Source organism: Burkholderia sp. SRS-W-2-2016 (genome assembly GCF_001931485.1).
In the GTDB taxonomy this organism is placed as follows: domain Bacteria; phylum Pseudomonadota; class Gammaproteobacteria; order Burkholderiales; family Burkholderiaceae; genus Paraburkholderia.
This window is the reverse complement of record NZ_MSDV01000028.1, coordinates 56,138-81,708: the sequence shown is the minus strand read 5'-3', so window position 1 is coordinate 81,708 and position 25,571 is coordinate 56,138. Positions and strand designations below refer to the sequence as shown.

The following is a 25,571-nucleotide window of genomic DNA, read 5'->3' as shown; positions in this document are numbered from 1 at the left end:
ATCCGACTCATTTCGCTTTCGAGGCTTTTCATGTCGACTCAAGCCAGCGTCGCGTCCGCGATCATCCGCCTGCATCCGGCCGACGACGTCATCATCTCCACCCGTCAGCTATTGCCCGGCACCCGCATCGACGCGGAACAGTTGGTGGTGACCGGGCTGATTCCGCCCGGCCACAAGATCGCCACGCGCGCTATCGCGAAGGGCGAGCCGGTCAAGCGCTACAACCAGATCATCGGCGTCGCGCGTGAAGCGATTGCGCGCGGCCAGCACGTGCATGTACACAACCTCGGGATGTCCGAGTTCGAGCGCGAGCATCGCTTCGGCATCGATGCGCAGCCGACCGCCTATGTGGACGAACCCGCGCAGTTCATGGGGATTCGCCGCGCCGATGGGCGCATCGCGACGCGCAATTACATCGGGATCCTGACCAGTGTGAACTGCTCGGCGACGGTCGCGCGCGCGATCGCCGATTACTTCCGGCCCGATGTGCGTCCGGAAGCGCTCGCCGACTATCCGAATGTCGACGGCGTGATCGCACTCACGCATGGTCTCGGCTGCGGGATCGACATGCAGGGCGAGGGGATCGGCATTCTGCGCCGCACGCTCGCCGGCTACGCGGTGCATCCGAACTTCGCGTCGGTGCTATTCGTCGGGCTCGGCTGCGAGACCAATCAGATCGACGGCGTGCTCGAAGCCGGTGGACTTTCCAATAGCGATCTGAAGCTGCGCAGCTTCACGATCCAGGACAGCGGCGGCACCCGCAAGACGATCGAACGCGGGATCGCGATGGTGCGCGAGATGCTCGCCGACGCGAATCGCGTGGAGCGCGTGCCGGTGCCGGCCGCGCATCTGTGCGTCGGCTTGCAGTGCGGCGGCTCGGACGGTTATTCCGGCATCTCCGCGAATCCGGCGCTCGGCGCGGCGGTCGACCGATTGGTACGGCATGGCGGCACCGCGATCCTGTCGGAGACACCGGAGATTTACGGCGCCGAACATCTGCTGACGCGCCGCGCGGTCAGCCCCGAAGTCGGCGCGAAGTTGCTCGCGCGGATCGCATGGTGGCAGGACTACTGCGCGCGCAACGGCGGCGCGATGGACAACAATCCGTCGGCCGGCAACAAGGCGGGCGGGCTGACCACAATCCTCGAAAAATCGCTCGGCGCGGTCGCGAAGGGCGGCACGACGAATCTGGTCGACGTCTACGAATACGCGCAGCCGATCGCCGCGAAGGGCTTCGTGTTCATGGATTCGCCGGGCTACGACCCGGTGTCGGCGACGGGCCAGGTCGCGGCGGGCGCGAACCTGATCTGTTTCACGACCGGGCGCGGCTCGGCGTATGGTTGCGCGCCGTCGCCGTCGCTGAAGCTCGCGACCAATAGCGCACTGTGGGAACGCCAGGAAGACGACATCGACCTCAATTGCGGCGGCGTGATAGACGGCAGCGCGAGCATCGACGAACTCGGCGAAGCGATCTTCCGGATGATGCTCGACTGCGCGTCCGGAGTCCGCACGAAAAGCGAATTGCACGGCTACGGGCAGAGCGAATTCGTGCCGTGGCAGGTCGGCGTGGTGACCTGAGTCACTGCTATTTGCAAGACCAAATGGCACCGCATAAAAGACTTTGCACACAGGAGGATCGAATTGGAACGCCGCCTTTATTCGGGCCGCGATGTGAAGCGGGCGCACAGCATCGACGATCTGCGCGCGATGGCGCGCCGGCGCTTGCCGAATTTCTGTTTCGAGTATGTGGAGGGCGGCGCCGAGGACGAGGCAACGCTGCGCCGCAATCGCGACGTGTTCGGCGAAATCGCGTTTCTGCCGCGCACGCTGGTGAACGTCGAGAAACGCAATCAGAGCGTGACGCTGTTCGGCACGCGCAGCGCATCGCCGTTCATGATCGGGCCGACCGGTTATAGCGGTTTGATGTTTCGCGAGGGCGACGTCAAGCTCGCGAGCGCGGCGGCGGCGGCCGGGATTCCGTTCGTGTTGAGCAACGTGTCGACCGTCGCGCTCGAAGAGGTCGTGCGGCGCGCGGGCGGACGCGTGTGGATGCAGGTTTATATGTACCGTACGCGCGAATTTCTCGCGAAGCTCGCGCGGCGCGCGCAAGCCGCCGGCATCGAGGCGCTGGTCGTGACGACCGACAGCGCGGTATTCGGCAAACGCGAATGGGACCTGCGCAATTACATCGCGCCGCTCAAGCTCGACTGGCGCAACAAGTTCGACGTGCTGCGCCATCCGCGCTGGGCCGCCAACGTGCTATGGCCGCACGGGATGCCGCGCTTCGCGAATCTCGGTGATCTGTTGCCGCCGGGGCAGGACAGCGTGAAGGGCGCGACGATCACGCTCGGTCAGCAGCTGGACCCGTCGCTGTCGTGGGACGATATCCGCTGGCTGCGCGATCTGTGGCCGCATCGGCTGATCGTCAAAGGCGTGCTCGGCGCGCCGGATGCGTTGCGGGCGGTGCAGGCCGGTGTGGATGGGATCGTGCTGTCGAATCACGGCGGCCGCCAGCTCGACAGCGCGGTGTCGCCGATGGACGTATTGCCCGAGGTCGTCGAGCAGGTCGGCGGCAAACTCAGCGTGATGCTCGACGGCGGTTTCCGGCGCGGCTCGGAAATTCTCAAGGCGATCGCGCTGGGCGCGGACGCGGTGCTGCTCGGCCGCGCGACCACGTACGGTCTCAGCGCGGGCGGCCAACCCGGCGCCGAACGCGCAATCGAAATTTTGCAGACGGAGATCGATCGAACGCTGGGCCTGTTGGGTTGCCCCGATATCGCGGGGCTCGATCCCGGCTATCTGCGCTGTGTTCGCGACGCGTCACCGCTCACACACACAAGGACTGAAGCGCCGCACACCGACGATGAGGCGCTGCTCGCGTGACGAACAGGAGACATCCGATGCAGGACCCAAAGACCCCGGCTAACGACAGCAACGACGCGCTCGCCGAATTGCGCGCGACGCTCGGCGCCGACGTCGTGAGCCTGCCGGCCGAATTCGACGGCCGGCAGTTCGCGGACTGGAGCGGTACGCCGAGCACCACGCCGCTTGCATTGATCCGCCCGCGCACGACCGAAGAAGTCGCGACCGCGCTGCGGATTTGCCATCGGCACAGCCAGCCGGTCGTCACGCAGGGCGGCATGACCGGCCACGCGGGCGGCGCATGTGTGCTCGGCGGCGAGGTTGCGCTGAGCGTCGAGCGGATGAACGGCGTGCTCGAGATCGACCCGGTCAGCGCGACGCTGACCGTGCTCGCCGGCACGCCGTTGCAGGTCGTGCAGGAAGCGGCCGAGCGCGCCGGTTTCATGTTCGCGCTCGATCTCGGCGCGCGCGGCAGCTGCACGATCGGCGGCAATATCGCGACCAATGCGGGCGGCAATCGCGTGATCCGCTACGGGATGATGCGCGACCAGTTGCTCGACGTCGAAGCGGTGCTCGCGGACGGCAGCGTGATCGGCGGGCGGCGCAAGATGATCAAGAACAACACCGGCTACGATCTGCGCAATCTGCTGGCGGGCAGCGAAGGCACGTTGGCGGTCATCACCAGCGCGGTGCTGCGTTTGCGCGCGAAGCCGACGGCGGTGTCGACCGCATGGTGCGCGATGCCGAACTACGACGCGGTCACCGCGCTGCTCGGCCGCGCGCAGGCGCAACTGCCGGCCGGCGTGTCCGCGTTCGAGGTGATGTGGCCGAGCTATTGCGACTTCATCCGCGAGCGGCTGCCCGAGTTGCGCGTGCCGCTCGGCAGCGAGCACGCTTACTACGTACTACTGGAAACTTGCGGCGCGGACCCGGAACGGCAGTCGGCGGCGTTCGAGGATTTTCTCGCCGACATGCTCGATGACGGTGTGATCGCCGATGCGGCACTCGCGCAGTCGGAAGCGGACGCCGCCGCGTTCTGGGCGATTCGCGATGCGCCGGCCGAGTATCCGCGCCTGATTCCAGGGCGCGTGTCGTTCGACATCAGCTTCTCGGTCGCGCAGGCGGGCGAGGCCGCGCGGCGTTGCGACGAACGGCTGCGCGAGCGCTGGCCGCACGCGACCATCCTCGTGTACGGCCATCTCGGCGACGGCAATCTGCACGTGGTGGTGCAGGAACCCGGCTGGAGCGACGACGCGATCGACGCGGTCAAGCAGGTTGTTTATGACGTGACCGGCGAGCTGGGCGGGTCGGTGTCGGCCGAACATGGGATCGGCGAGGAGAAGTTGAAGGTGCTCGGGCTGTCGCGCTCGCCGGCCGAGCTCGCGGCGATGAAGGCGATCAAGCTGGCGCTCGATCCGCGCAATATTCTGAATCCTGGCAAGGTGATCGCGATGTAGTCGTGCGATCACGGAACGCGTTACGCGTGGGCGCCGACAGCGAACACCGCGTGTTCGGGCCTGGTTGTTTCGGTGTCCACGCATTGCACGCGCCAGTGGCCGCTCAGCAGTTCGCGGCCTCGCTCCGCGCACCAGTGCACGCAGCCGGTCTCGCCTTCGAACGGTCCGCCCGGATTGTTCAGATCGAATCCTTCCAGTACGCACACCGGCGCTCCGCCAGTGGCGCCGCATACGAGCACATTCGCGCCGTCCTGATACAACGCGCCCCAACTGGGTAGATCGAGCCCGAAATGGCCTTCGCGCGACCAGCGCAGCGTGTCTTTGTCGAGCCAGAGGATGGCGAAAGCCATCGGATTGACACGGTTGAACGTGTCGAGATGAACGGTGAGGCGCATGATGTGTCTCCGGGGCGTGAGGAAAGCTGGTGTGGTGAGGGGGCCGGCGCGGCGCGCGCTTGTCGCGGCCGGCATAAGATCAGTGTAGGAGCCGGCATGCGGCTGGGGGTGTGGCCGGATGTCGCTCTATCTCAAAAAAGCGGCCGCCGCGGCCGTCGTCGCGACGCACGGTAGCCGCCCAAGCACCGCAAGGAGGAACGCGATGCGAGCGATGCTATTCGACGGCACTTCCGCGACGCTGCACGAGCGCGATCTGCCCGACCCGCAGCCCGGTCCCGGGCAGATTCTGCTCGACGTTCACGCGTGCGGTGTGTGCCGCACCGATCTTCATCTGGTCGATCGCGAGTTGACGGAGCCGAAACGGCCGGTGATTCCGGGGCATGAGATCGTCGGCGTGGTGGCCGAACTCGGCGCGGGCGTAACGGGCTTCGCACCCGGCGAACGGGTCGGCGTGCCGTGGCTCGGGCGCACTTGCGGGCAGTGCCGCTACTGCCGGTCCGCGCGCGAAAACCTCTGCGACGACGCGGGCTTTACCGGTTACACGATCGACGGCGGTTATGCGGAGCGTACCGTCGCCGACAGCCGCTACTGTTTCCACCTGCCGTTTCACTACACCGATATCGAGGCCGCGCCGCTGCTGTGCGCGGGGCTGATCGGCTATCGCACGCTCGGCATGGCGGGCGATGCGCGACGGCTCGGCATCTACGGTTTCGGCGCGGCCGCGCATATCGTCGCGCAGGTCGCGCGTCATCAGCAGCGCGAGGTCTATGCGTTCACGCGCCCCGGCGATCACGCCGCGCAGCAGCTCGCGCTGCGGCTGGGCGCGGCGTGGGCCGGCGGCAGCGACGAGGCGCCGCCCGTCGAACTCGACGCGGCGCTGCTGTTCGCGCCGGTCGGCGCGTTGGTGCCGCAGGCGTTGCGGGCGGTCGCGAAGGGTGGGGTGGTCGTCTGCGGCGGGATTCATATGAGCGATATTCCGGCGTTCCCGTACGCATTTTTGTGGGGCGAACGGCGGGTGGTGTCGGTCGCGAATCTGACGCGCGACGATGGCGTTACGTTTATGAAGATCGCGGACGCGACGCGGTTGTCGATCGAGACGACAAGCTACGCATTAAGCGACGCGAATCGCGCGCTCGACGATTTGCGAAGCGGCAAGTTGACGGGCGCGGCGGTGTTGACGATGGGGTGAGATTCGGCCGGGTTAGACGCCTGGCTTCGCGTAGCCGTAGCTGTTGATTCGGAATCCTGCTGATGGTGTGCCGGCGGCCAATGCCCGGCTCAATCCGCGCGCGTGGCGCCGATCAGCGCATCGGCGTCCCGTTCTTCGTTTGCTCGGTATTTGCTGGCTGCTGCGGAGTTTCAGCCGGAGCCGGGGTGGTGGCCGCAGTATCCGGCGCTGCCGCATCAACCGACGACTGTTCCTGATTAGTCGCGTCGGCCGCTGCCGCTACCTGCGGATCATGTCCGACCAGCGGCGGCTGCACATCGCGCCGTCGCGCGTAGCGTCCCGCATACGCGCAGCATGCGCCGACCGCAAAAGCGCCGAGCGCCGGCAAGGGCAGCGACACTGCGAGAAACACCGAGCCGGTGCCGATGGCCACCCATGCGACGAAAGAGAAATTTTTTCGTCTGAAGAGTGCGCGTCGGATCATGGTCGTGTCGCGTGGCATGCGCGAGAACTCAGTGCGCGAGTGCGGTTCAGAACCGCTGTGGCTGATCGACGCGAGTGGCGCGCTCGCTTGCAGCGATCACGCGTGTTGCTGATAAAGACCGTTGGCGTTGAGACAACGGCTGCATTGCGATGACGGGATTATGCGTTTCCATGATGAGCCTCCGTGAGGTCGATCGGATACCTTAGTCAACGCAATTGCCGTGCCCAATCGTCAGCTCGCTGTAAACGCGTGTGAATCGGGGCATTTCTACGCACTCCAACGGGTGTCGTTCCCAGCTAGCGGCAACTCTGACCTGGAAATTTTTCCGCGCGTTCAATCAAACGAATCGGGGAAGAGCGCCGCACTGTTGTCGAGATTGCCGGTCTGCGCATAGATCAGCGGCGGCCCATCGGCGGCGAGCAGCGCGCCATCGACAACCCGACCAATCATCAACCTGTGATCGCCCGCCGCGACTTCATGGAGCACGCGGCAGTCGAAATGCGCGAGCGCATCGAGCAACAGCGGCGCGCCGGTGATGCCCGCGCGCCAGCGGACCGACGCGAGCTTGTCGACGGTGCGCCCCGACTGTGTGCCGAAATGCGCGGCAAGCGGCTGCTGGTCCGCGCGCAATACGCTGATCCCGAACACCGCGCCGCGCCGCAGCAGTTCGTATGACTCGTGATCGGGACCGATCGTGAGCGCGACCAGCAACGGCGCAAACGACACCTGCATCACCGAGCTGGCGGTGAACGCATTGCGGCGCTCGCCGTCCGCGACGCCGATCACGTACACACCCGAAGTCAGCTGTCTGAACAGCTTCGCGATGTCATTGCTCATGGCGACTCCTAACGGTTTGCGCGTTGCGGGCGGCGCGGATCGCCGGGCACCGGGCAGCTAGTTTGAATCCGCCGCGCTGAAGCGAAGCGCAAGAGTCGCGCCCGGCACCTCGCGCAGTGCGGCCTCGCATCGTTGCGAAGGACGCACAGCAAATCTCCAGTGAACGCTTAAGGGCCTCTTAATGCCCGATCCCCGATCCTGTCGCCCTGACTCCGCTCGCATTCGACAAGGGAAAAACATGGACGGCAGCATAGGTAGGACTCTCAAACATTCGGCCAGCAAGGTTCCGCAGGTCACGCTGGGTTTCTGGATCGTCAAGATCGTCGCGACCACGCTCGGCGAAACCGGCGGCGACTGGGTCACGATGTCGTTGAAGCTCGGCTATCTGATCGGCTCGGCGATTTTCGCGGTGTTCTTCATTGCGCTCGTCGCCGGACAGATCAACGCGCGGCGCTTTCAGCCGGCGCTGTTCTGGGCCACGATCGTCGCGACGACGACGCTCGGCACGACGCTCGCGGACTTCTTCGATCGCTCGCTCGGCGTCGGTTATCCCGGCGGCGTCGCGATCATCTTCACGCTGCCGCTGCTCAGTCTGCTGCTCTGGTACCGGAGCGAGGGCACGGTGTCGGTGCAGAGCATCACGACCGCGCGCGCCGAATGGTTCTACTGGATCACCGTGCTGTTTTCGCAAACGCTCGGCACCGCGTTGGGCGATTGGGTCGCCGGCACCGACCGCGGCGGGCTCGGGCTCGGCTACGGCGATGGCGCGATGCTGTTCGGCGCCGGGCTGGCGGTCGTCGGCGGGTTGTATTTGTGGCCGCGCGTGTCGCGCACACTGGTGTTCTGGGCCGCGTTCGTGCTGACTCGTCCGCTCGGCGCGACGCTCGGCGACTTTTTCGACAAGCCGGTCGCGGACGGCGGCCTCGAACTGAGCCGCCTGTATGCGTCGCTGATCCTGCTCGGGTTTATCGTCGTGTGGGTCGAGGTGGTGCCGCAGCGCGCGGCCAGTAAGGCCACTCATTGACGCGTGGCGGAATCGATCGTTTCAGGTCGATTCCGCATTATTGATATAACGCTGGTTTGTAAATTTTAATAATGAGATAAGCGAATAGATTGCGGATTATTTGCGCTTTCTCAATCCAGCTTACGATAAATCGGAAGAGTTGCGGCTTTGCAACGGTATATCCTCGGAAGCGGCGCTATATTTCCAGTCCTGGAAAGAGGCAGCCGTGCCTTATTCATTCGTTTTAACGATTGAATATGTATCCCGGAAAAGGAGTTATCGTGAAAAGAAAAAGCATCAGCAAGACTTTGATCGCCTTCGCCGCGCTCGGCGCATTCAGCGTCGCCGCGCACGCGCAGAGCAGCGTGACCCTGTACGGTTCGCTCGACGCGGGCCTCGCGTACGTGAACAACGTCGGCGGCGACAGCGCGTGGCTGCAGTCGAACAATCTGCTGTCTTACAGCTACTTCGGCCTGCGCGGCGCGGAAGACCTCGGCGGCGGCCTGAAGGCGATCTTCAAGATCGAGTCGGGCTTCAATCTGTCGAACGGCGGCTTCAGCGACAACGGCATGTTCAACCGTCAGGCCTACGTCGGTATCGCGAGCCGCGACTTCGGCACGTTGACGCTCGGCCGGCAGTTCGACTCGGTGGTCGACTACCTGTCGCCGCTGTCGCTGGCAGGCCAGGCGGGCACGGTCAATCTCGCCGCGCACCCGCTGAACAACGACAACATCGGCGCCCAGTACGCAATCAACAACGCGGTCAAGTACGAGAGCGCGGACTACGGGGGCTTCCATTTCGGCGGCCTGTACGGCTTCAGCAACGCGGCCGGCCAGTTCGCGAACGGCCGCGCGTGGAGCGTCGGCGCCGGCTATGCGAACGGGCCGCTGAAGGTTGCCGCCGCCTATGACCAGACCAACACCGACAGCCGTTCGTCGAACCCGAACGCCGCGGCGACGGTGCCGTTCGGCGGCGACCTGAAGCGCACGTTCGGCGTCGGCGCGAACTACGGGTTCGGCCCGGCGACCGCCGGCGTGCTGTGGACGCGGACCCGCGTGCAGGGTTCGGCGTTCGGTTTCGAAGGGCTGAATGCGCGCTTCGACAACATCGAAGTCAACGGCACCTATAGCCTGACGCCGTCGCTCGCGCTGGTCGGCAACTACACGTACACGTACGGCAAGACCAACGGCGGCGGCACCGACGGTTCGTCGCCGAAGTGGCACTCGGCCACGCTGGCGGTCGACTACTCACTCAGCAAGCGCACCGACGTGTACATCGCCGGCGCCTACCAGCATGCGTCGGGCGACATCTACAACAACGGGTCGTTCGTGGTGGGCAATGCGCCGAATATCGCCGGTCTGCTAGGCGAATCGTCGACGCAAAACCAGGTGGCCGCGACGATCGGGTTGCGCCACCGCTTCTGAATCGATGCGTAATTGCTGAATTATTCGTCAGCAGGATTCATGACTCATGACGCGCTATTCGAGATGGCGCGTCATTTTTATTTTTGTCTCAATAAGAGCTAAATCGCATTTAATTGATTTAGATTAAATCCATATCAGTGGTGCGCTGCTAATATCGATCTCTGAGGAGTTCGATTTCCTCAGTTGTCGTTCAGGTATTACTCTCGGGAACTTCGCCGCCCTTTCTCCAAGGGGCGGCATTTTTTTTGGGCGCACGTTTCGCCCGACGTTCGTCCGACGCGTCGCGGCCCGACCGGCGGCAGCGCAACCGGCATGCCGCGAACCAGCTAACTGCTCGCTTGCAATTGAAAGGTCATCTTCGTCACGCAGAATCTGGGGCCACAAAACCACACGAGGGGAGTTCCGGATGTCCGCATCACATTGCCGCTTGCCGTTGCATATCGCGCTGCTGTCGAGCATCGCCGTTCTGACCGCATGCGGGGGCGGCAACAAGAATGATTCCGCCGCGACCGCCAGCAGTGCCGCCAACATTGCGATCCCGGCCGCGCCGGCAGACCCGGGTTATGTCGACAGCGCACCGGTGCCGGCTGTGCCGGCCTTCGTCGATACGATCGCGACCAACCAGCGCGGCGACGCCCGCTACGCGACGCTCGATACCAACGCGGGGGTCCGCGTGGTCGAGCGCTTTCTCGACCTGTGGCAGCCGGCCACGCTGCTGGTCGACGCGGGCGTCAGCGCGACCGCGAACGGCTCGTTCCCGGCGGTCACCGCGTCGACCTGCTCGGGCTTGCCGGCGAGCGGCGTGGCCTGCGGCGCGACTCTGAACAGCACCGTGCTGTCGGCCAACGTTCAGTACGTGGTCAACGCCACCACCAGCCGCACCCAGGCGCAAGCCGACGCCGCTTACTACGACGACCGCCGCAACAAGGGCTACAGCGTGACCGACGGCATGGGCCCGCTCACCGACGCATGGCGCAGCGCGGCCCAGCAGACCACCACGATCACGAGCATCCCGGCCGACGCGACGACGGTCGTCTATAACGACGGCGGCAACAACGTCGGGGTCGGCAGCGCCGCCGGCAACTCGGGTTTCGGCGCGGTCGTCGATCTGCTGACGGAGATGGGCAATAACGCGTCGACCGAGCCGGCCAAGCGCTTCTACAAGTACGCGCGTCCGTATCGCTGGAGCTCGAGCGTGGTCGTCGACCCGACGCTGGTGCCGGCGGAAAGCGCGACGCCGGCAACCGACGGCGGCTTCATCAGCGGCCACACGGCCGAAGCGGTGCGCGACGCGATGACGATGGCGTGGCTCGTGCCGGAGCGCTATCAGGAGATGCTGAGCCGGGGTCTCGAACTCGGCGAGAACCGGATTCTGGCCGGCATGCACGCGCCGCTCGACGTGATCGGCGGCCGCATGTTCGCGCTGGCGGTCAGCGCGGCCAATCTCACCGCCTACAGCGCCGATGCGCAAACCGCCTACACGCAGGCGCATCAGACGCTGCAACAGCTGACCGGCACCACCGACGCGAACTTCGCCGCGCTCGCCCATTCGGGCAGCGCGAGCACCGATCGCTTCGCGGACCATGCGGCCAACAAGGCCGAGTTCACGCGCCGCATGACGTTCGGCTTCAGCCAGATCGAATCGACCGACGCGCCGCCGGTCGTGCCGAAGGGCGCCGAGATCCTGCTGCAAACCCGCTTCCCGTATCTGAGCGCGGACCAGCGCCGGGTCGTGCTGAAGACTACTGAAATGGTGTCCGGCTATCCGGTGATGGACGATGCGGAAGGCTGGGGGCGCCTGAACATGTTCGCCGCCGCGGACGGTTACGGCGCCTTCAACGGCGGCGTGACCGTGTCGATGGATGCGTCGCGCGGCGGGCTCAATGCGGCCGATACGTGGCGCAACGACATCGCCGGCACCGGCAAGCTCACGTTGCAGGGCAGCGGCACGCTGACGCTGGCGGGCAACAACAGCTACAGCGGCGGCACCCAGGTGAGCGGCGGCGTGCTCGCGGCCGGTTCGAGCGCGGCGTTCGGCGGCGGCGACGTGTATGTCGGCGCTGGCGGCGGCGTCAGGATCGCGGCGGCCGCGCCGGTGACGATCAACGGTAAGTACACCGAACTCGCCGACACCACGCTCGAACTCGACATCGACGGCAATGGCGGCGGACGTCTGCGCGTCGGCGGCCAGTTCACCGTGGTCGGCGGCACGCTGCACGTGAAGTTCGTCAACGGCTATGCGCCGAAGGCCGGCGACGTCGTCGATCTGATCGACGGCGCGGCGGGGGCGGCGAAGTTCTCGACGGTGGTTGTCGATGGCTTCAAGGCGACGCCGGTTTATTCGGCTACCGGTGTCTCGGTGAAGCTGTCGGCGTCGTAATGGGGTGACGTGCGCGCGGCGCCTGGCCGTGCGCACGTTCGTGCTCCCTTTCGTCGTTACTCCGCGAAGTAACTCAGACCCAGCGCGCCCTTCACGCCGGACAACGTGGCGGCCGCCACCTCGCGCGCATGCTCGGTGCCGCGCTTCAGGATTGCCAGCACTTCAGCGCGGTCCGCCTCGTACTCGCTTCGGCGCGCGCGGATCGGTTCGATCAGCGTTTGCAGCCGCTCGTTCAGCACGCGTTTGACGACGCTGTCGCCGAGCCCGCCGCGCCGATAGTGGGCTTTCAGTTCGTCGACCTTCGCGACGTCCGGTTCGAACGCATCGAGAAACGCGAACACCAAATTACCCTCGACCCGGCCCGGATCGCTGACGCGCAGATGCTGCGGATCGGTGTACATGTTGTTGACCGCGCGGGTGATCTCGTCGGGCGTTGCGCCGAGCGTGATCGCGTTGCCGAGCGACTTGCTCATCTTCGCCTTGCCGTCGATGCCGGGCAGCCGCGTAACCGACGACAGCACCGCTTCGCATTCGACCAGCACTTCGCGCTCGACCGTGTTGTTGAACTTGCGCACCAGTTCGTTGGTTTGCTCGATCATCGGCAACTGGTCGTCGCCGACCGGCACGTGAGTGGCCTTGAACGCGGTGATGTCGGCCGCCTGGCTGACCGGATAGGTCAGAAAGCCGGCGGGGATGTCGCGCTCGAAACCGCGCAGGCGGATCTCTTCCTTGATGGTCGGATTGCGTTCGAGACGCGCGACGGTCACGAGGTTCAGCAGGTATTGCGACAGCTCGGCCAGTTCCGGCACCTGCGACTGGATCAGGATCGTCGTCAGTTGCGGGTCGATGCCGACCGCGAGGTAGTCGAGCGCGACTTCCAGCACGTTTTCGGTGACTTTCTGGTGGCGGCCGACGTTGTCGGTCAGCGCCTGGGTATCGGCGAGCAGCAGAAACTGCGTGGCGTCGTGCTGCATTTGCACGCGGGTACGCAACGAGCCGATGTAGTGGCCGAGATGAAGCGGGCCGGTGGTCCGGTCGCCGGTGAGGATGGTAGGTCGATTCGCGAGCGTCATGGTTCGAGGTTCCGCAGGTTCGACACCACCAGCCGCGAGCGCAAAAACAAAAATGCCGCCCTGACTGGCGGCATCACGTTTGTTGAAAATGCGTGGAGAAACGGGCCGCCTGGGTTAGGCGCGCCACCAACGATGGGTGTTCAGCAGGGCCGGTTTCGTGTTCATGGCGGGGAGTATAGCGCAGCGGCCGACGGGTGGCATCGGCTTTGAGGGCGCGCGACTCGTTGCGGTATGCAATATCGCAACTGTGGCTCACCGTCATGGTGACCGGTTCGAGCGATACCTATCCGGTATTGGCTTGACGGAAATCGGTATTGGACGACCCTGGCTGCTGGCAAGCACTATTCGATGCAAACCGGACCGCGGCGCCGGATACAGTTCGATCGCTCGCCCGCTTGGAAATGGCGGGCACGGCGCCGCGCATCATCGATAGGGGGCACACATATGATCATCGGTAGTCAGCAGGACGTTACGCGCGCGGTACTGGCGGAAATCGAACGGGCACCCAGTCCGCGATTCCGCGAGATCATGTCCGCGGCGGTGCGGCATCTTCACGATTTCGCGCGCGACGCGAAATTGACCGAAGCCGAGTTTCACCAGGTGTGCGCGTACATCGCGAAGCTGGGCCAGTTGTCGAATGCATCGCATAACGAAGTGGTGCTCGCGAGCGGTTCGGTCGGTCTGTCGTCGCTGGTTTGTTTATTGAACAACGGCGACGGCGGCCAGACCGAAACGACCGCGAATCTGATGGGACCGTTCTGGCGGATGGATTCACCGGCGACACCCAATGGCGGGTCGATCGTGCGCTCCGAATCGCCAGGCGTGCCGATTTTCGTGAATGCGTGGGTGCGCGATACAGCGGGTCAACCGGTCGCCGGCGCGGAAGTCGATGTCTGGCACACGTCGGCGGAAGGCTTTTACGAGAACCAGGACCCGGACCAGGCCGAGATGAATTTTCGCGGCAAATTCACGACCGACGCCGATGGTCATATCTCTTTTCGCAGCATCAAACCCGCCGGTTATCCGATTCCGTTGTCGGGTCCGGTCGGTGAATTGCTGCGCGCTCAGGGACGCCACAACATGCGGCCGGCGCATATCCATTTCATGATCTACAAGCCGGGCTTCAAGACGCAGTTCTCGCAGGTGTATTCGAGCGACGATCCGAATCTCGAGACCGACGTGCAGTTCGGCGTGACGAAGGCGCTGATCGGCAATTATGTGCTGCACGAGAACGAAGCGGCGCCCGACGCCGATGTTGAAGGCCCGTGGTATTCGCTCGATCATCAGTTCCGGATCGAAGCGGGCGAGGCAAAGCTGCCGAAGCCGCCGATTAGCGGTAAGGCGGATGGGCCTCGGCCGGTGTGGACTGTGTTGGAGCGGGTGGGGTGAAAGGGGGGGGGTTGGAGGCTGGCGACGGGTTTTCAGGTTCAAACCCGTCGCGGCGACAGTTGGTTTGACCTGCTATCTCGTTGTGTAATGAATGCGCTGATTGAAACAGGTAGCTTCATCGAAACAAACAATTTCTTCAGGCTTTCCGTCATTTAAAACCTCAGTTTAAATCGTTCATTGGTTAATGGATTATTCTCGCGTCTATCTAGTGAGAAGGCGTGGGGTTGATCTAATCCGGATTAAATTTGGCACGAAGCGGGCCTGCATTATGAATTGACGCGAACGCGCTGTTTTGCCCGGCTAGCGCTGCATTTTGCCGAAATTGCCCTGCCATAAAAATAATTATTAAATTTATGCGTATGGAATTCACAGTTCCTCTGTCTTGTATAAAATTCGGTGAATTATTGTTAATTCCTGTGCGTCGATATTTATCTTGGCGACAATGCCATGCTATTTTTCGCCTCACGATGATTCGGTGAGCTGTGAAAGGGAGTGCGGCGCCGTAATCAAAAAATAAACACGATGACGAATTAGAAAGAAACGGGTATGGGGTTCAAGTCGCACCTTCTCGCAGCACGCCTCTTGCAACGCGATCTCGCGCGCTTCAGTGCATGGACTCGGCGACGCTTCGCTGCGCCATCCTGCGACGACGGTGCGCGTCGGCCCCAATGGATGCGTGCAACGGCGTGGATCATGGTGGTCGTGATGTATTTCACGCCGGCCGTGCTGCTGGCAGAGGCGACCGCGCAGGCCGCACCGATCGTCGATCCACGCGCGCCAATCTCATTTCAACCGACCATCACGCAGACCAGCACCGGCGTGGCAGCGGTCAATATCGCCGCGCCTAACACGAACGGCCTGAGCGCGAACCAGTACAGCTCGTTCAACGTCGACAGTTCTGGCCTCGTGCTCAATAACAGCCTGGTTCCGGGTACGCCGCTACTCGGCGGCACGCTCGGCGCGAATCCGAACCTCAACGGACGCGCGGCCACCACGATCCTGAATCAGGTCACATCTACTGCGCCGTCGACACTGGCAGGTCCGCTCGAAGTGTTCGGGTCGCCTGCCTCAATCATCATCAGCAATCCCAACGGTCTGTCGGTCAACGGACTTTCGCTGACGAACGCTCCGGGTCTCGTCCTGACTACCGGGACGCCGCAGTTCATCACCGGACCCGGTGGCGGCCTCACCAGCTTCGCGAGTGCGGGTGCCGTGGCGTACAACGTTGCGTCGGGCAACATCACCGTCAATGGCCCCGCAGGTGTGAATGGTCCCGGCGCAGGTGTCGAAGGGACGGTAGGCAATATCGACCTTATTGGTCAGTCGGTAACGCTGAACGCACCGCTCCATGCGAACCAGACTGTCAACGTGATCACGGGCAACCAGACGGTCATTCCGGGCGCGACGGGCAGCTCGGGCACGAGCTACGCCACCTCGAACATCGCCGCGGGTACGGTCGGCGCGATCGCGGTCGATGCCAGTCAATATGGTTCGGTCACCGCCGGGCAGATCTATATCGTCTCAACTGTGGCGGGCGACGGCGTGAACATGCAGGGGCCGCTGGCGGCGACCGCCGGCAACCTGAGCGTGAATGCGAACGGCGACATCACGGTCGGGCAGACGTTCGCGAACCAGAACGTGAGCCTCACCAGCGCTGGCAAGGTCGCGATCAGCGACACGGGTCTCGCGAACCAGAACTACACCGTCAATGCCGGGCGACGTCAATGCGACCGGCAGTGTCTCGGCGGGGCGGGATGTTGCGCTTACCGCAGGCAACAACCTGAATGCGGCGACGGTGGCCGCGAACGGGCAGGCCAGCCTTGTGGCAGGCAATTCGATGGCGCTGGGCTCGCTCTCCGCAAACGCGATCAGCCTGCAGACGGGAACCGGCGACCTGACCGTCAATTCGGCGCTGACCGCTCCCGACACCATTGCGGCGACCGCCGGACGTGATCTGACGATCAACGGGGCGGTGCAGGGCGGCAGCACGGTGGCACTCTCGGGCGCGCGTCACGCGACGGTCAACGGCTCGGTGGCGGCGGTCGGTGATACGACGATTACGGCGCAGACCGGTTCCGCAGCCGTTTCAGGCAACGTGCAGAGCAGCGGGGCGATCACGACGGCCGCTGCGCAGGACGTCGCACTCGGCGGTACCGTGCAGGCCCAGGGACCGGTTACGGTTACCGCGGCGAATGGTTCGATCACCGGGCAGGGCGAGGTCGCTTCGTCGAACGGGACGGTGTCGCTTGCAGCAGGCCAGAATGTGCAGATGGGCGGCAATCTGCAGGCGGGCACGAACCTGAGCGTGCGCGCAGGCGCCGACGCCACACTCGACGGTACGCTGACGGCGCCGGGCTCGGTCAGCGTGACGAGCGGACGGGATGCCACGCTCGCCGGTGCGGCGACCGCGGGCACGACGCTCGCCGTCGACGCAGCCCGCCATGCTTCGATCGAGGGCGTGGCGGCGTCGCTGGGCAACATGTCGTTGTCGGCTTCGGCAGGCACACTTGCCACGACTGGCGATGTCATCAGCCTCGGCACGTTCAACGCAAGCGGCCAACAGGGCGTGAGCCTCGGCGGCACTGTGTACAGCCAGGGTGACGCGTCGATCGGTTCGGGCGCGGGCGCCGTGACGGTGGGAGGGACCCTGTCGAGCCCCGGCGCGATCACGGTGAACGCGGCGCAGGACGCAACGGTTGCGGGCACGCTCCACAGTGGCGGCGACACGACCGTCAACGCCAGCGGTAACGTGGCCCTTAACGGTGGGCTCGAAGCTGACGGCAACGGCAATGCTGCGGTGAACGCCGGCGGCAACCTCACCGGCAACGGTGCGATCAATGTCGCGAACAACACCACGCTGACTGCTGGCAACAGCATCGCACTGACCGGCGCGCTCCAGACAGGCAACGACCTGAGCGTGACCGCGGCCCGGGACCTGACAACGGGCGCTGTGACCGCGGTTGGCAACGCGAACGTGACTGCCACGAACGGCAGCGCCATGCTCGGCGGGGATGTACTGACAGGCGGCAACCTGAGCGTGAGCGCCGGCACGGATGTGAATGCGCTGACCAACGTCACGGCGCTGGGCGATCTGAACCTGAATGCACGAGGCGGCAATCTCACGGCCGGTGGCGCAGTGTCGACAGCCGGCAACGCGACACTGAATGCCGGGCAGGTGTTGGCGCTCAACGGCCAGACCAGCGTGTCGGGCAATGCGACGCTCACCGGCGCGAACATCACGACGCACGATGTCGGGGTGGGCGGCAACCTGACGGCGACCGCGGCGCAGAACCTCGACACATCGGCGGGGACGGTCAGCGCGAACGGCACAGCGACGCTCACGGGGGCGACGGTGACGACCGGCAATCTGCTGGTCGGCGGCACCTACAGCGCGACGGGCTCACAAAGCCTTACGACGACCGGCACGGGCGCGTACCTCGGCGACGCGACGCTCGCGGGTGGCACCGTGACGACCGCCGGCACGCAGATGGCCGCGGGTACGCTGACCGTCTCGGGTTCGACCGTGACGAACACCGGCGCGCTCTCAGGGCTGACCGCGGCGAACATCGATGCGACGAACCTCGTCAACAGCGGCACCGTGTATGGACCGGCAGTGAACGTGTCGGTCGCGAACGGCACGACCAACAACGGCGCGCTGATGGCAACCAATGCGCTCACGCTGACGAGCGCTGCGCTCGACAACAGCAACGGTGTCATTTTCGCGGGCGATGTGAACAACCCGACCGCTGCCACGGGAGACGTGACGGTCAACGTGACGGGTGCTAACGGCAGCTTCGTCAACACGAATGGGCAGATCCTCGGACAAAACAGCGTGACGTTGAACCTGCCGCAGCAGAGCGTCGATCCATCGTCGGCCACCTTCGGCACGGTGAATGGCGGTAATGCGCTGAACCTCGCAGTGGCGGCGATCGACAACGGCGGAAGCTGGACACTTCCGGGTACGAAGGTGACTGTTTCGGCTTCCCAGGGAATAACCAATACCGGAACGATCGGGCAGGCGGCAGGCTCGCTCGCGCTCAATGGCGCCGTCGCCAATAGCGGCACGATTGCCGCGCAGGATCTGACGATCAATGGCAGCCTCGCCAATCAGGCTGGCGCGACCGTACAGGCGGGTGACGCGTTCACCCTGAACGGTTCAGGCACGAACGCGGGCGTCGTCGAGGCGCTGAACAACCTCACCATCAGCGGCGCGAGTTACGACAATTCGAACGGCACGACGAAGGCCGGTACCGGCTCGGCGGGCAGCGGCAACATGGTGATCGGCCTGTCGGGCGACCTCGCCAATGGCGGCGGTTCGATCACGGCGACCAACGATCTGACGCTGACGGCGGCAAACGTGATCAATTCGGGCGCGTCGGGTTCCGGCGCGACCACGACTACGACGACGGTCATCGAAAATCCGGCGCTGCTCATGGCGCTCGTGGTCGGCTCCGACACGCTTGACGAGGCTACGATCTACGGTGCCGAGAACGGCTTCTGCTGCGATATCACCTCGACGCCGCAGAAGGTGACACTCGCGGACGCGCTCTCGGCTGACGGCACGGCGACAGGTGTCACGGAAGGCGTTCTTACGCTGCTGCCGGGCAGCCCGCCGGTGACGACCTCGGGCATGGTGACGTTTGTCCAGGTTGCGGTTCCGACGGCATCCGGTGGCACGCAGAATCTGTGGTTTGTGGAAACGCCGGATAACGCGGGTCTGGCGATCGCCAGGAAAACGATCGCCTTGCCAACGGTGACCGAAACGACGACCACGACCGGCGGCGCACCGAGTGCCAGTTCGGTGATCGCCGCAGGCCATGACCTCAATCTGAGCGCGGGCAGCCTGAACAATAAAGGTGGGACAGTCAGCGCGGGCAACGACGCAAACATCAACGTGCAGTCGCTCGATAACAGCGGCTCGACGTACAGCTCGACGGTGACCGACGGCGTCGATCTCGCCTCGCTGAATTCATTCCTCGCGGCTGCGCCATCCACGATTTCGATCTGGAACAACTACTTCGGCGATATGGCGGTTGGGCCCTACACGGTGGGCTACTACATCGCGCCGCCGGGCATCACGCTTGATTCGCCCGGAGCCGTCACACCGGTGTCGACCTCGTCGTCGGTCACGGTGCAGGGCGCGACCGGTCAGATCGTGGCCGGTCACAATGTGAATCTCGCGGGCGGCGACCTCACGAACGCGGGCACGATCGCTGCCGCGAACGACGTGAACATCACCGCGAACAGCTTCACGAACCTGGGCACCAACACCGGGACGATGACGACCACGGCGGGCTGTGCGGCCGGCTATAGCGGCTGCACAGCGGGCGCGACGACCAACAACGCTTCGCAGACCTACAGCTACCAGCAGATCAACGCGAACGTCACGGCGGGCAACGATATCGTCATCGCCGCAAACGCGGTCGGCAATACCTACGGCAACCTCGTCGCCGGACGAAACGTCGTGATCGGCGGTGCGGGTACAAGCGCAAGCGACGGCTCGGGTACCCCGACGAATTTGACGCAGGCTGCGAGCGTGACAAACACGTCGGGAGCGATCGCGGCAGGCAACGACGTCGATATCAATGCAGCGAGTCTGGTGAATACAATCGCGGCGCCGGTGCAGGTCCACGAAAACTACGGCAGCGCGAAGCCGTACACGGGCTGCTCGTCGAACTGCGAGGCGTATGTCGATGTGCAGTCGGCCAGTCCCGCGACGATCACCGCGAATCATGACGTCAATCTGGGCGCCGGTACGTTCGCGAATACGGGCAGCCTCGTGACGGGCCTGAACAATGTCACGATCAATGCGACGACGGCCGCGTCGAGCGATAACCAATATCTCAACGCGTACTGGCACGCGAACCTGTCGTACTACGATGCGAACTTCGCGGCCTGGGGCTGCGCGGGCAACACCGCGCTGTGCGGGTCGCTTTACGGCGGCGTTTACCAGAGCGCGCAGGCGCAGGATCCCGCGGGGCTGCCGGGTGCGGCTGGTCTGCCGAACTTCGTGCCGGGGACGATCCAGGCTGGCAACACGCTCGCAGTGAACTCGCCGACGCTGACCAATACGGGCAACGTGATCGGTCAGACGGTGAGTCTGACGGGCTCCACGCTCGTCAATGGCCTGACGAACCCGAATGCCTACACCCCACCGCCAGCGGTGGCCGGTCAGGTCATTACGCTCGGACCGCCCGCGGTGCCGTCTACGGCGACAACGACCGTCAACGCAGCGGGTCTGGTGACGAACCTCGCGGGTCAGCCGGTCTCCGTGACGGGGGCCGCGGGTCTGCCGTCCAACTCGCCGATTGGCGTGACGACCGTGGGCAAGCCGGTCGCACCAGCCGTTGGCAGCACAAGCGCTCCGACGGGCACGACCGTGACGACGGTGGGAGGGCAGACGTTGAACGTGACGTATCTGCTCAATAGCCCGGCGTCGGCCGTAACGGGCGATCTGTCGCCCGCCGCGTTGCTCGCGGCACTCCCCGCGAGTCTGCAGCCGGATACGACGCAGTTCTACTACGACCCGTACACGCAGGCACAGCAGGTGGAGCAGGCGGCGCTTCAGGCAACGGGCAAGTCGAGCTTCTACGCGCTGCCGTCGCAGACCGACAGCCAGACGCAACACACGGTCAACAACCTCGACACGGCGGCGCTGTATGGCGCGGCGCTGCAGTATGCGGAGCAGAACAACGTCGCGCTCGGCACGCAGCTGAGCCAGGCGCAGCTCGCACTGATCGATGCGCCGATGCTCTGGTACGTCGAGGAGACGGTGCCCGAGCCGGGTTGTACCGCAACGGGTAACGGCGCATGCCCGACCGTGCAGGCGCTGATGCCCGAAGTGTTGCTGCCGCAGAATTTCGCGACTGTGAATGCGGACGGCACGATTAGCGGCACGAATGTCGCGTTGAACTACGCGAACAGTATTCTCAACACCGGCTCTGTCAGCGCGGAGAACCTGAGCATCAGCACCGGCTCGCTGACCAATGAGCAGAGGTCGACCAACGTCGGTGCCATCTACGAAAAACTGGCCGGCGGCGCGGGCGTGACGGAGACGACGGGAACAGTAGTGCAGCAGGGCGGCCTGATGACCGCGGCGAACTACCAGCTCAACGTCGATACGCTGAACCAGATAGGCGGAGCACTGCAGCAGGTCAACGCCGACGGCAGCGCGAACGATGCGGCGAGCGCGCAACTGCTGGCGAACCTGAAGGCGCAGCTCGCGGGCAACTTCACGCAGTCTTCCGTGAGCGACAACCTGCAGACGTCGGTCGTGGCCGACCAGGGCATGAGCGTGCTCGGCACCGTTTTCATGATGACGGTGATGACCGTGATCTCAATCGGCGCGGCTGGAGCAGCCTCCGCCGCGATCGGTGCGATGGCGAGCGCCGCGGGCGAAGCGGCGGGCTCGGGGGCGACGTTTGCGGCTGCCGGTTCGGGAGCGGGTGCATTGGGCGCGGGTGTCGGCAACGTGGCGGTGTCGGCGGCCGTGGGCGGCATGGTGAACAGTTCGATGGGCCAGTCGCTGGGCGGTGACGGGTTCAGCCTGGGCAAGATGTTCGAGGCGGGCGCGACGGCGTTCGTGACGGCGGGGCTGACGAACGGCATTACCTATGCGAACGGTGCACTGGGCTTCACCACGCAGGCATCGTCGAACAGTCTGGCTGCGCTGGCTGGTGTGCAGGCTGTAGGCGGTGTGATGGTGCCGACCGCGGCTGCTGGCGCCGGCGATCCGCTTGTTGCGGGTCTTGCACTGGCAGCCGTGACGGGGATTCAGGCGGGGGCGCAGACGGCCATCGAGGGCGGCAGCTTCCTGACCAATCTGCGCAACGATGCGGCTAGTAACGTGGCGGCTTCGGTGAACTACGCGATCGGCAATCTGTTCGGGCCGACCGGAGCTGATCCGAACATGCTGGCGAGTATCGCGAGCCATGCGGCACTCGGCTGTGCGGCGGGTGCGGCCTCCGGACAGGGATGCGGTGGCGGTGCTGTGGGTGGTGCCGTGAGCGCGGCGCTCTCCCCGGGCTTCGTGAGCGCGATGGATCCGAGTGGGGCTCCTCTGAATCAGGCTCAGCAGGCAGTACTAGCGGGATTCGCTACCGCGATGGGAGGCAGTGCGGCGGTGCTGACGGGCACGAACGTGCAGGGTGCGATCAGTGCGGCACAGAGTGAAGCGCTGAATAACTCGGGTGGGCCGGGACACACCAAGGTTCTTGGCGACCTTGGAACGAATGGCGGCGAGCCGGGCATGGAGATCGAGGTCGAGAAGGATACGGTATCGATCCTGCCATCGAATCAGGCTGGCAATACCGGAGGTGGCCTTGGCGGGGCGAAAGCGGAAGCTGAAACAGCCGGGGACGGTGCGTTGGTTGCTGGGGCTGCGGCTGGTGCCACAAACATGGCGAACAAGCTTGCGTTCGGTGATAACGGGCGCAAATTGGATTTCCTGTTCAACAACAACATCGATTCGTCGAACGCGTACAACGCATCAAGGGCGGCTGGGAATGCAAGCAGAATTGCGATCGCAGATACTCCTGCAAATCGTGCTGAAGTGACGCAGTTGTTCAACCAAGCCTACAATAATCCATCGTCCATCGTCGGTCCGGGAACGGTCCCAGGCAGCAACCTTCGGGAATTCTATTTACCTGGGATAACTGGTACAGGCTCCATGATTCAGTTCGTTGAATTGAACGGGAAGGTGCTTACAATTATCGCCAAGTGATTATGATTAAATTTGACATGCTGAAGTGGGTCCCGTGCGATTCCCGTGGCGACATGGAAGCGCGTGCCTCCGGAGAGAAAATCGTCGGAACGCTGCTGACTACTGATGCGAATACCTGGGGATACATTCAAACGCCAGACGACTGGCGTTTGAACGTTGGCTACGCGAACATAGGACTAACACCGCAGGCTGTGCTCCTAGGTCATCGTATGCTTGTCGGCATCAACGAATGTTTGGTCGGATATGACTTGTTCGTTGGTACGGCGCAGTTCTCCTATCGGATGCCTTTGGTGTTTCACGAATTTGTCGAGGTCGGTGATGCAATTATTGTTCGAGACGAGATGGGGTTTGTCGGCATTGCACCGGATGGGCGCGAGCTTTGGAAGTTTTGTACAGAAGGTGTCGTGAACAGCTATACGGTTTCTTCGTCGAGAATTAGCGGAAGTACGACAGAGGGTTCGGATTTCTCGTTTGAAATACCCGTGACAGAACCGAAGACTTAACGGTCCCGTGCGCCGAGTGACGCCCTACATCTTCCGTGACGATGTGGACCATCTGACGGATACTCCAAAGAATCTGGCGCTTTCCTGTCTCCGCGAACTGCGAGGATGTATGGAAGGACCCACAGTTGGTACTTTGACTTACGCTGGTTTTCTGCATCGAACGGTTAGCTCGCTCTCCTGTTCGAGTTTTTTTGGTCAAAAAGCGAACCTCAAGAAGCCGATAGATTTCGATAACTTGCTGTTCGATTGCAGCGTGAGCAGAAAATGGAACAGAGCAAACTTAAGGCGATTATAGGGCGCGAAGTTGTGGCTGTTGATCTATCACCCCAAGATGCGGGTTTGCTGTTCGAAGGGGAAATAACGCTGAATATTTACAATCGCTACGCGGTGCTCGGCATCGATGGAGATTATGAAAAGGCGCTAGTTGGGGCAAAGGTAACGGGGGTCGATGAGACAAAAAATAGTGCAATCTTTGACTTCGACTCAAATGCTCGTATAGAGGTTGATTTAACAGATGACGCGTACACGTCGCCAGAAGCGATGCAACTGCGGATCCCCGGGGAGCCGATCCTGGTTTGGAACTAAATTCAACGGGAACTCGTGATGTTGAGTCACGAGGTGACCAATGCTTCACCAAAATGGTTCCGCTCTGGAGTGGTATCGGCTTTGCCGAAAAATGCTTGGTGCTAGATCGGGATGGTAGTCCTTCTGCAGTCATTGGCACGGCGTCGTGCGTTGCGTTTGGTCGGTGCGCTGGATAGAGATCATACGGATATCTGAACGGGATACACGCTGACCATCGGTCCAGCCGCCCGCAGCATCGGCGCGAACGACTTACAAGGCATCAATCGAATTTGCATTGCTTAATATTATTGAGTCGAAAACGGAAAAAATCGTGTGCATCACTGTGTGAGATCGAGGACGATTTGGGTGCTGGCAATTGGGCCTGAGGACGATGCAGTTTTACTGGAAGTTTAACGGTGAAGAAAATCTCACGATCATGGACGATCACGGGTCTTTGCTGCCTCGCAGCTTCTGCGATATCTGCTTACGCTAACCTCGTGATTTTTAGAACCTACGACGGGGTTAATCAGCCAGCTTTGGTTGGCTATGTGCATATCGCGGCGGCATTTGTTGGCGGTGGTCTGCTTGCACGATTTATTCAAGGGAGCAAGTACGCGATAAACGAGCCTACTCCAGGTACGGTGATCGGTACCTACTTCATCGCCCGGGCGGGTGAATACTCGCGGCGCGTCCAGGTGAAAAGTGCCTTCTTCTCAACTAAGCGAACAGCAATGTTGCTCGGCTTCCTACTCTGTCTTATGTCGCAGTTTGTGTTCGTTGCCGCGCCTGATGAACTTCGAAGCCCGGATAGCAACGTAGGCCGATCTGCTATCCGCTCAATACCCGCATGACCACGCGTTTTCAACCCCGTGTACTCGAATGAAATTTAGTCAATTATGGTGCGTTGCTTCAATCAATGCGGGCAATGCCTTTTTCGCAATTGGAATGCTGGGTCTGGGCAAAGCATTCGAGGTATTTGACATTAATTTGTATTTTTGGATCGCGTTTGGGATTGGAGTGGGGGCGTTCGCTACGGGACTTTTTTGCTTTCATTTTGGAACGCGACAGCTCGGGTTGCACCCGATACATGGCGTTCCCGCTCGGCTGTCCGATCGAAATGTCGGAGAACGAGCCCGATGAAGTCTGTATTGCGATCAATCGTGATTGCCGTAGTGGTTGCGTTGCTGACCACTGCGTGCGGAGCGCTCAGTTGCGCCGGCTCCGCAAGTAACGGAGGCGGTTTGGGCGGATGCGGTGTTGGTACTCGGTTTTGATGGAAAAATGAGAAAAACGAAGAAAAGAAAATCACG

General features: G+C 63.2%; 17 protein-coding genes. 13 read left to right on the top strand and 4 right to left on the bottom strand.

Features of this window, described 5'->3' with window-relative positions; genetic code table 11:
* The first annotated feature begins 30 nt into the window (after positions 1–30).
* The 3 genes from BTH42_RS14315 to BTH42_RS14305 all read left to right on the top strand — a co-directional run bounded on the left by BTH42_RS14315 (position 31) and on the right by BTH42_RS14305 (position 4,319).
* Positions 31–1,578 carry a UxaA family hydrolase gene (locus tag BTH42_RS14315; RefSeq protein WP_075300386.1) on the top strand — a complete coding sequence of 516 codons (1,548 nt, stop codon included), beginning with the start codon at positions 31–33 and terminating at the stop codon, positions 1,576–1,578.
* 63 nt (positions 1,579–1,641) lie between these two features.
* Positions 1,642–2,883, top strand: coding sequence for an alpha-hydroxy acid oxidase (locus tag BTH42_RS14310; RefSeq protein ID WP_075300384.1), 1,242 nt, complete (start codon positions 1,642–1,644; stop codon positions 2,881–2,883).
* 17 nt (positions 2,884–2,900) lie between these two features.
* Positions 2,901–4,319, top strand: a complete 1,419-nt coding sequence (locus BTH42_RS14305; RefSeq protein ID WP_075300382.1) for an FAD-binding oxidoreductase — start codon at positions 2,901–2,903, stop codon at positions 4,317–4,319.
* A 20-nt stretch (positions 4,320–4,339) separates the two neighbouring features.
* On the opposite strand, the gene BTH42_RS14300 is transcribed toward BTH42_RS14305, so the two are convergent.
* Complete coding sequence (locus tag BTH42_RS14300; protein ID WP_075300380.1) at positions 4,340–4,714, bottom strand: DUF3564 domain-containing protein; 375 nt, start codon at positions 4,712–4,714, stop codon at positions 4,340–4,342.
* A gap of 202 nt (positions 4,715–4,916) precedes the next feature.
* Here BTH42_RS14300 and BTH42_RS14295 point away from each other — a divergent pair, with 202 nt between their 5' ends.
* Positions 4,917–5,903 carry a zinc-dependent alcohol dehydrogenase family protein gene (locus BTH42_RS14295; RefSeq protein ID WP_075300577.1) on the top strand — a complete coding sequence of 329 codons (987 nt, stop codon included), beginning with the start codon at positions 4,917–4,919 and terminating at the stop codon, positions 5,901–5,903.
* Between the two features lie 112 nt (positions 5,904–6,015).
* Here the strand turns inward: BTH42_RS14295 and BTH42_RS14290 are convergent, their stop codons facing one another.
* Positions 6,016–6,384 carry a hypothetical protein gene (locus BTH42_RS14290; protein ID WP_075300378.1) on the bottom strand — a complete coding sequence of 123 codons (369 nt, stop codon included), beginning with the start codon at positions 6,382–6,384 and terminating at the stop codon, positions 6,016–6,018.
* 315 nt (positions 6,385–6,699) lie between these two features.
* On the bottom strand, positions 6,700–7,203 hold the full coding sequence (locus BTH42_RS14285) for a flavin reductase family protein (RefSeq protein WP_075300376.1): 504 nt from the start codon (positions 7,201–7,203) through the stop codon (positions 6,700–6,702).
* Between the two features lie 238 nt (positions 7,204–7,441).
* Here BTH42_RS14285 and BTH42_RS14280 point away from each other — a divergent pair, with 238 nt between their 5' ends.
* From BTH42_RS14280 to BTH42_RS14270, 3 genes are all read left to right on the top strand, one after another.
* Positions 7,442–8,227: a hypothetical protein gene (locus BTH42_RS14280; protein ID WP_075300374.1), complete on the top strand. Its 786-nt coding sequence runs from the start codon at positions 7,442–7,444 to the stop codon at positions 8,225–8,227.
* Between the two features lie 275 nt (positions 8,228–8,502).
* Positions 8,503–9,630, top strand: a complete 1,128-nt coding sequence (locus tag BTH42_RS14275; RefSeq protein WP_075300575.1) for a porin — start codon at positions 8,503–8,505, stop codon at positions 9,628–9,630.
* 406 nt (positions 9,631–10,036) lie between these two features.
* Positions 10,037–12,010 carry a phosphatase PAP2 family protein gene (locus tag BTH42_RS14270; protein ID WP_075300372.1) on the top strand — a complete coding sequence of 658 codons (1,974 nt, stop codon included), beginning with the start codon at positions 10,037–10,039 and terminating at the stop codon, positions 12,008–12,010.
* Between the two features lie 56 nt (positions 12,011–12,066).
* Here the strand turns inward: BTH42_RS14270 and trpS are convergent, their stop codons facing one another.
* Entirely contained in the window at positions 12,067–13,083 is a 1,017-nt protein-coding gene (gene trpS / locus BTH42_RS14265; RefSeq protein WP_075300370.1) for a tryptophan--tRNA ligase, read from the bottom strand.
* A gap of 444 nt (positions 13,084–13,527) precedes the next feature.
* On the opposite strand from trpS, the gene BTH42_RS14260 reads away from it, so the two are divergent.
* From BTH42_RS14260 to BTH42_RS34840, 6 genes are all read left to right on the top strand, one after another.
* Positions 13,528–14,472, top strand: coding sequence for a dioxygenase (locus BTH42_RS14260; RefSeq protein WP_075300368.1), 945 nt, complete (start codon positions 13,528–13,530; stop codon positions 14,470–14,472).
* A gap of 693 nt (positions 14,473–15,165) precedes the next feature.
* A complete protein-coding gene (locus BTH42_RS36000) occupies positions 15,166–16,425 on the top strand; it encodes a filamentous hemagglutinin N-terminal domain-containing protein (protein ID WP_256702024.1) in 1,260 nt (419 codons plus the stop codon).
* On the top strand, positions 16,310–23,194 hold the full coding sequence (locus BTH42_RS36305; protein WP_075300357.1) for an S-layer family protein: 6,885 nt from the start codon (positions 16,310–16,312) through the stop codon (positions 23,192–23,194). Before BTH42_RS36000 ends, BTH42_RS36305 begins: the two co-directional genes overlap by 116 nt.
* 53 nt (positions 23,195–23,247) lie before the next feature.
* The gene (locus BTH42_RS14245; protein WP_143752051.1) at positions 23,248–23,697 is read left to right on the top strand and encodes a hypothetical protein; all 450 of its coding nucleotides are present in this window, start codon (positions 23,248–23,250) and stop codon (positions 23,695–23,697) included.
* A 264-nt stretch (positions 23,698–23,961) separates the two neighbouring features.
* Positions 23,962–24,282: a hypothetical protein gene (locus BTH42_RS14240; protein ID WP_075300353.1), complete on the top strand. Its 321-nt coding sequence runs from the start codon at positions 23,962–23,964 to the stop codon at positions 24,280–24,282.
* Between the two features lie 395 nt (positions 24,283–24,677).
* A complete protein-coding gene (locus BTH42_RS34840; protein ID WP_143752049.1) occupies positions 24,678–25,112 on the top strand; it encodes a hypothetical protein in 435 nt (144 codons plus the stop codon).
* The last annotated feature ends 459 nt before the right edge of the window (positions 25,113–25,571 follow it).

Coding starts and splice junctions, on each gene's coding strand:
- BTH42_RS14315 (WP_075300386.1), top strand. CDS start 31: ATGTCGACTCAAGCCAGCGTCGCGTCCGCGATCATCCGCCTGCATCCG.
- BTH42_RS14305 (WP_075300382.1), top strand. CDS start 2,901: ATGCAGGACCCAAAGACCCCGGCTAACGACAGCAACGACGCGCTCGCC.
- BTH42_RS14300 (WP_075300380.1), bottom strand. CDS start 4,714: ATGCGCCTCACCGTTCATCTCGACACGTTCAACCGTGTCAATCCGATG.
- BTH42_RS14295 (WP_075300577.1), top strand. CDS start 4,917: ATGCGAGCGATGCTATTCGACGGCACTTCCGCGACGCTGCACGAGCGC.
- BTH42_RS14290 (WP_075300378.1), bottom strand. CDS start 6,384: ATGCCACGCGACACGACCATGATCCGACGCGCACTCTTCAGACGAAAA.
- BTH42_RS14285 (WP_075300376.1), bottom strand. CDS start 7,203: ATGAGCAATGACATCGCGAAGCTGTTCAGACAGCTGACTTCGGGTGTG.
- BTH42_RS14280 (WP_075300374.1), top strand. CDS start 7,442: ATGGACGGCAGCATAGGTAGGACTCTCAAACATTCGGCCAGCAAGGTT.
- BTH42_RS14270 (WP_075300372.1), top strand. CDS start 10,037: ATGTCCGCATCACATTGCCGCTTGCCGTTGCATATCGCGCTGCTGTCG.
- trpS (WP_075300370.1), bottom strand. CDS start 13,083: ATGACGCTCGCGAATCGACCTACCATCCTCACCGGCGACCGGACCACC.
- BTH42_RS14260 (WP_075300368.1), top strand. CDS start 13,528: ATGATCATCGGTAGTCAGCAGGACGTTACGCGCGCGGTACTGGCGGAA.
- BTH42_RS36000 (WP_256702024.1), top strand. CDS start 15,166: ATGGTGGTCGTGATGTATTTCACGCCGGCCGTGCTGCTGGCAGAGGCG.
- BTH42_RS36305 (WP_075300357.1), top strand. CDS start 16,310: ATGGCGCTGGGCTCGCTCTCCGCAAACGCGATCAGCCTGCAGACGGGA.
- BTH42_RS14245 (WP_143752051.1), top strand. CDS start 23,248: ATGGAAGCGCGTGCCTCCGGAGAGAAAATCGTCGGAACGCTGCTGACT.
- BTH42_RS14240 (WP_075300353.1), top strand. CDS start 23,962: ATGGAACAGAGCAAACTTAAGGCGATTATAGGGCGCGAAGTTGTGGCT.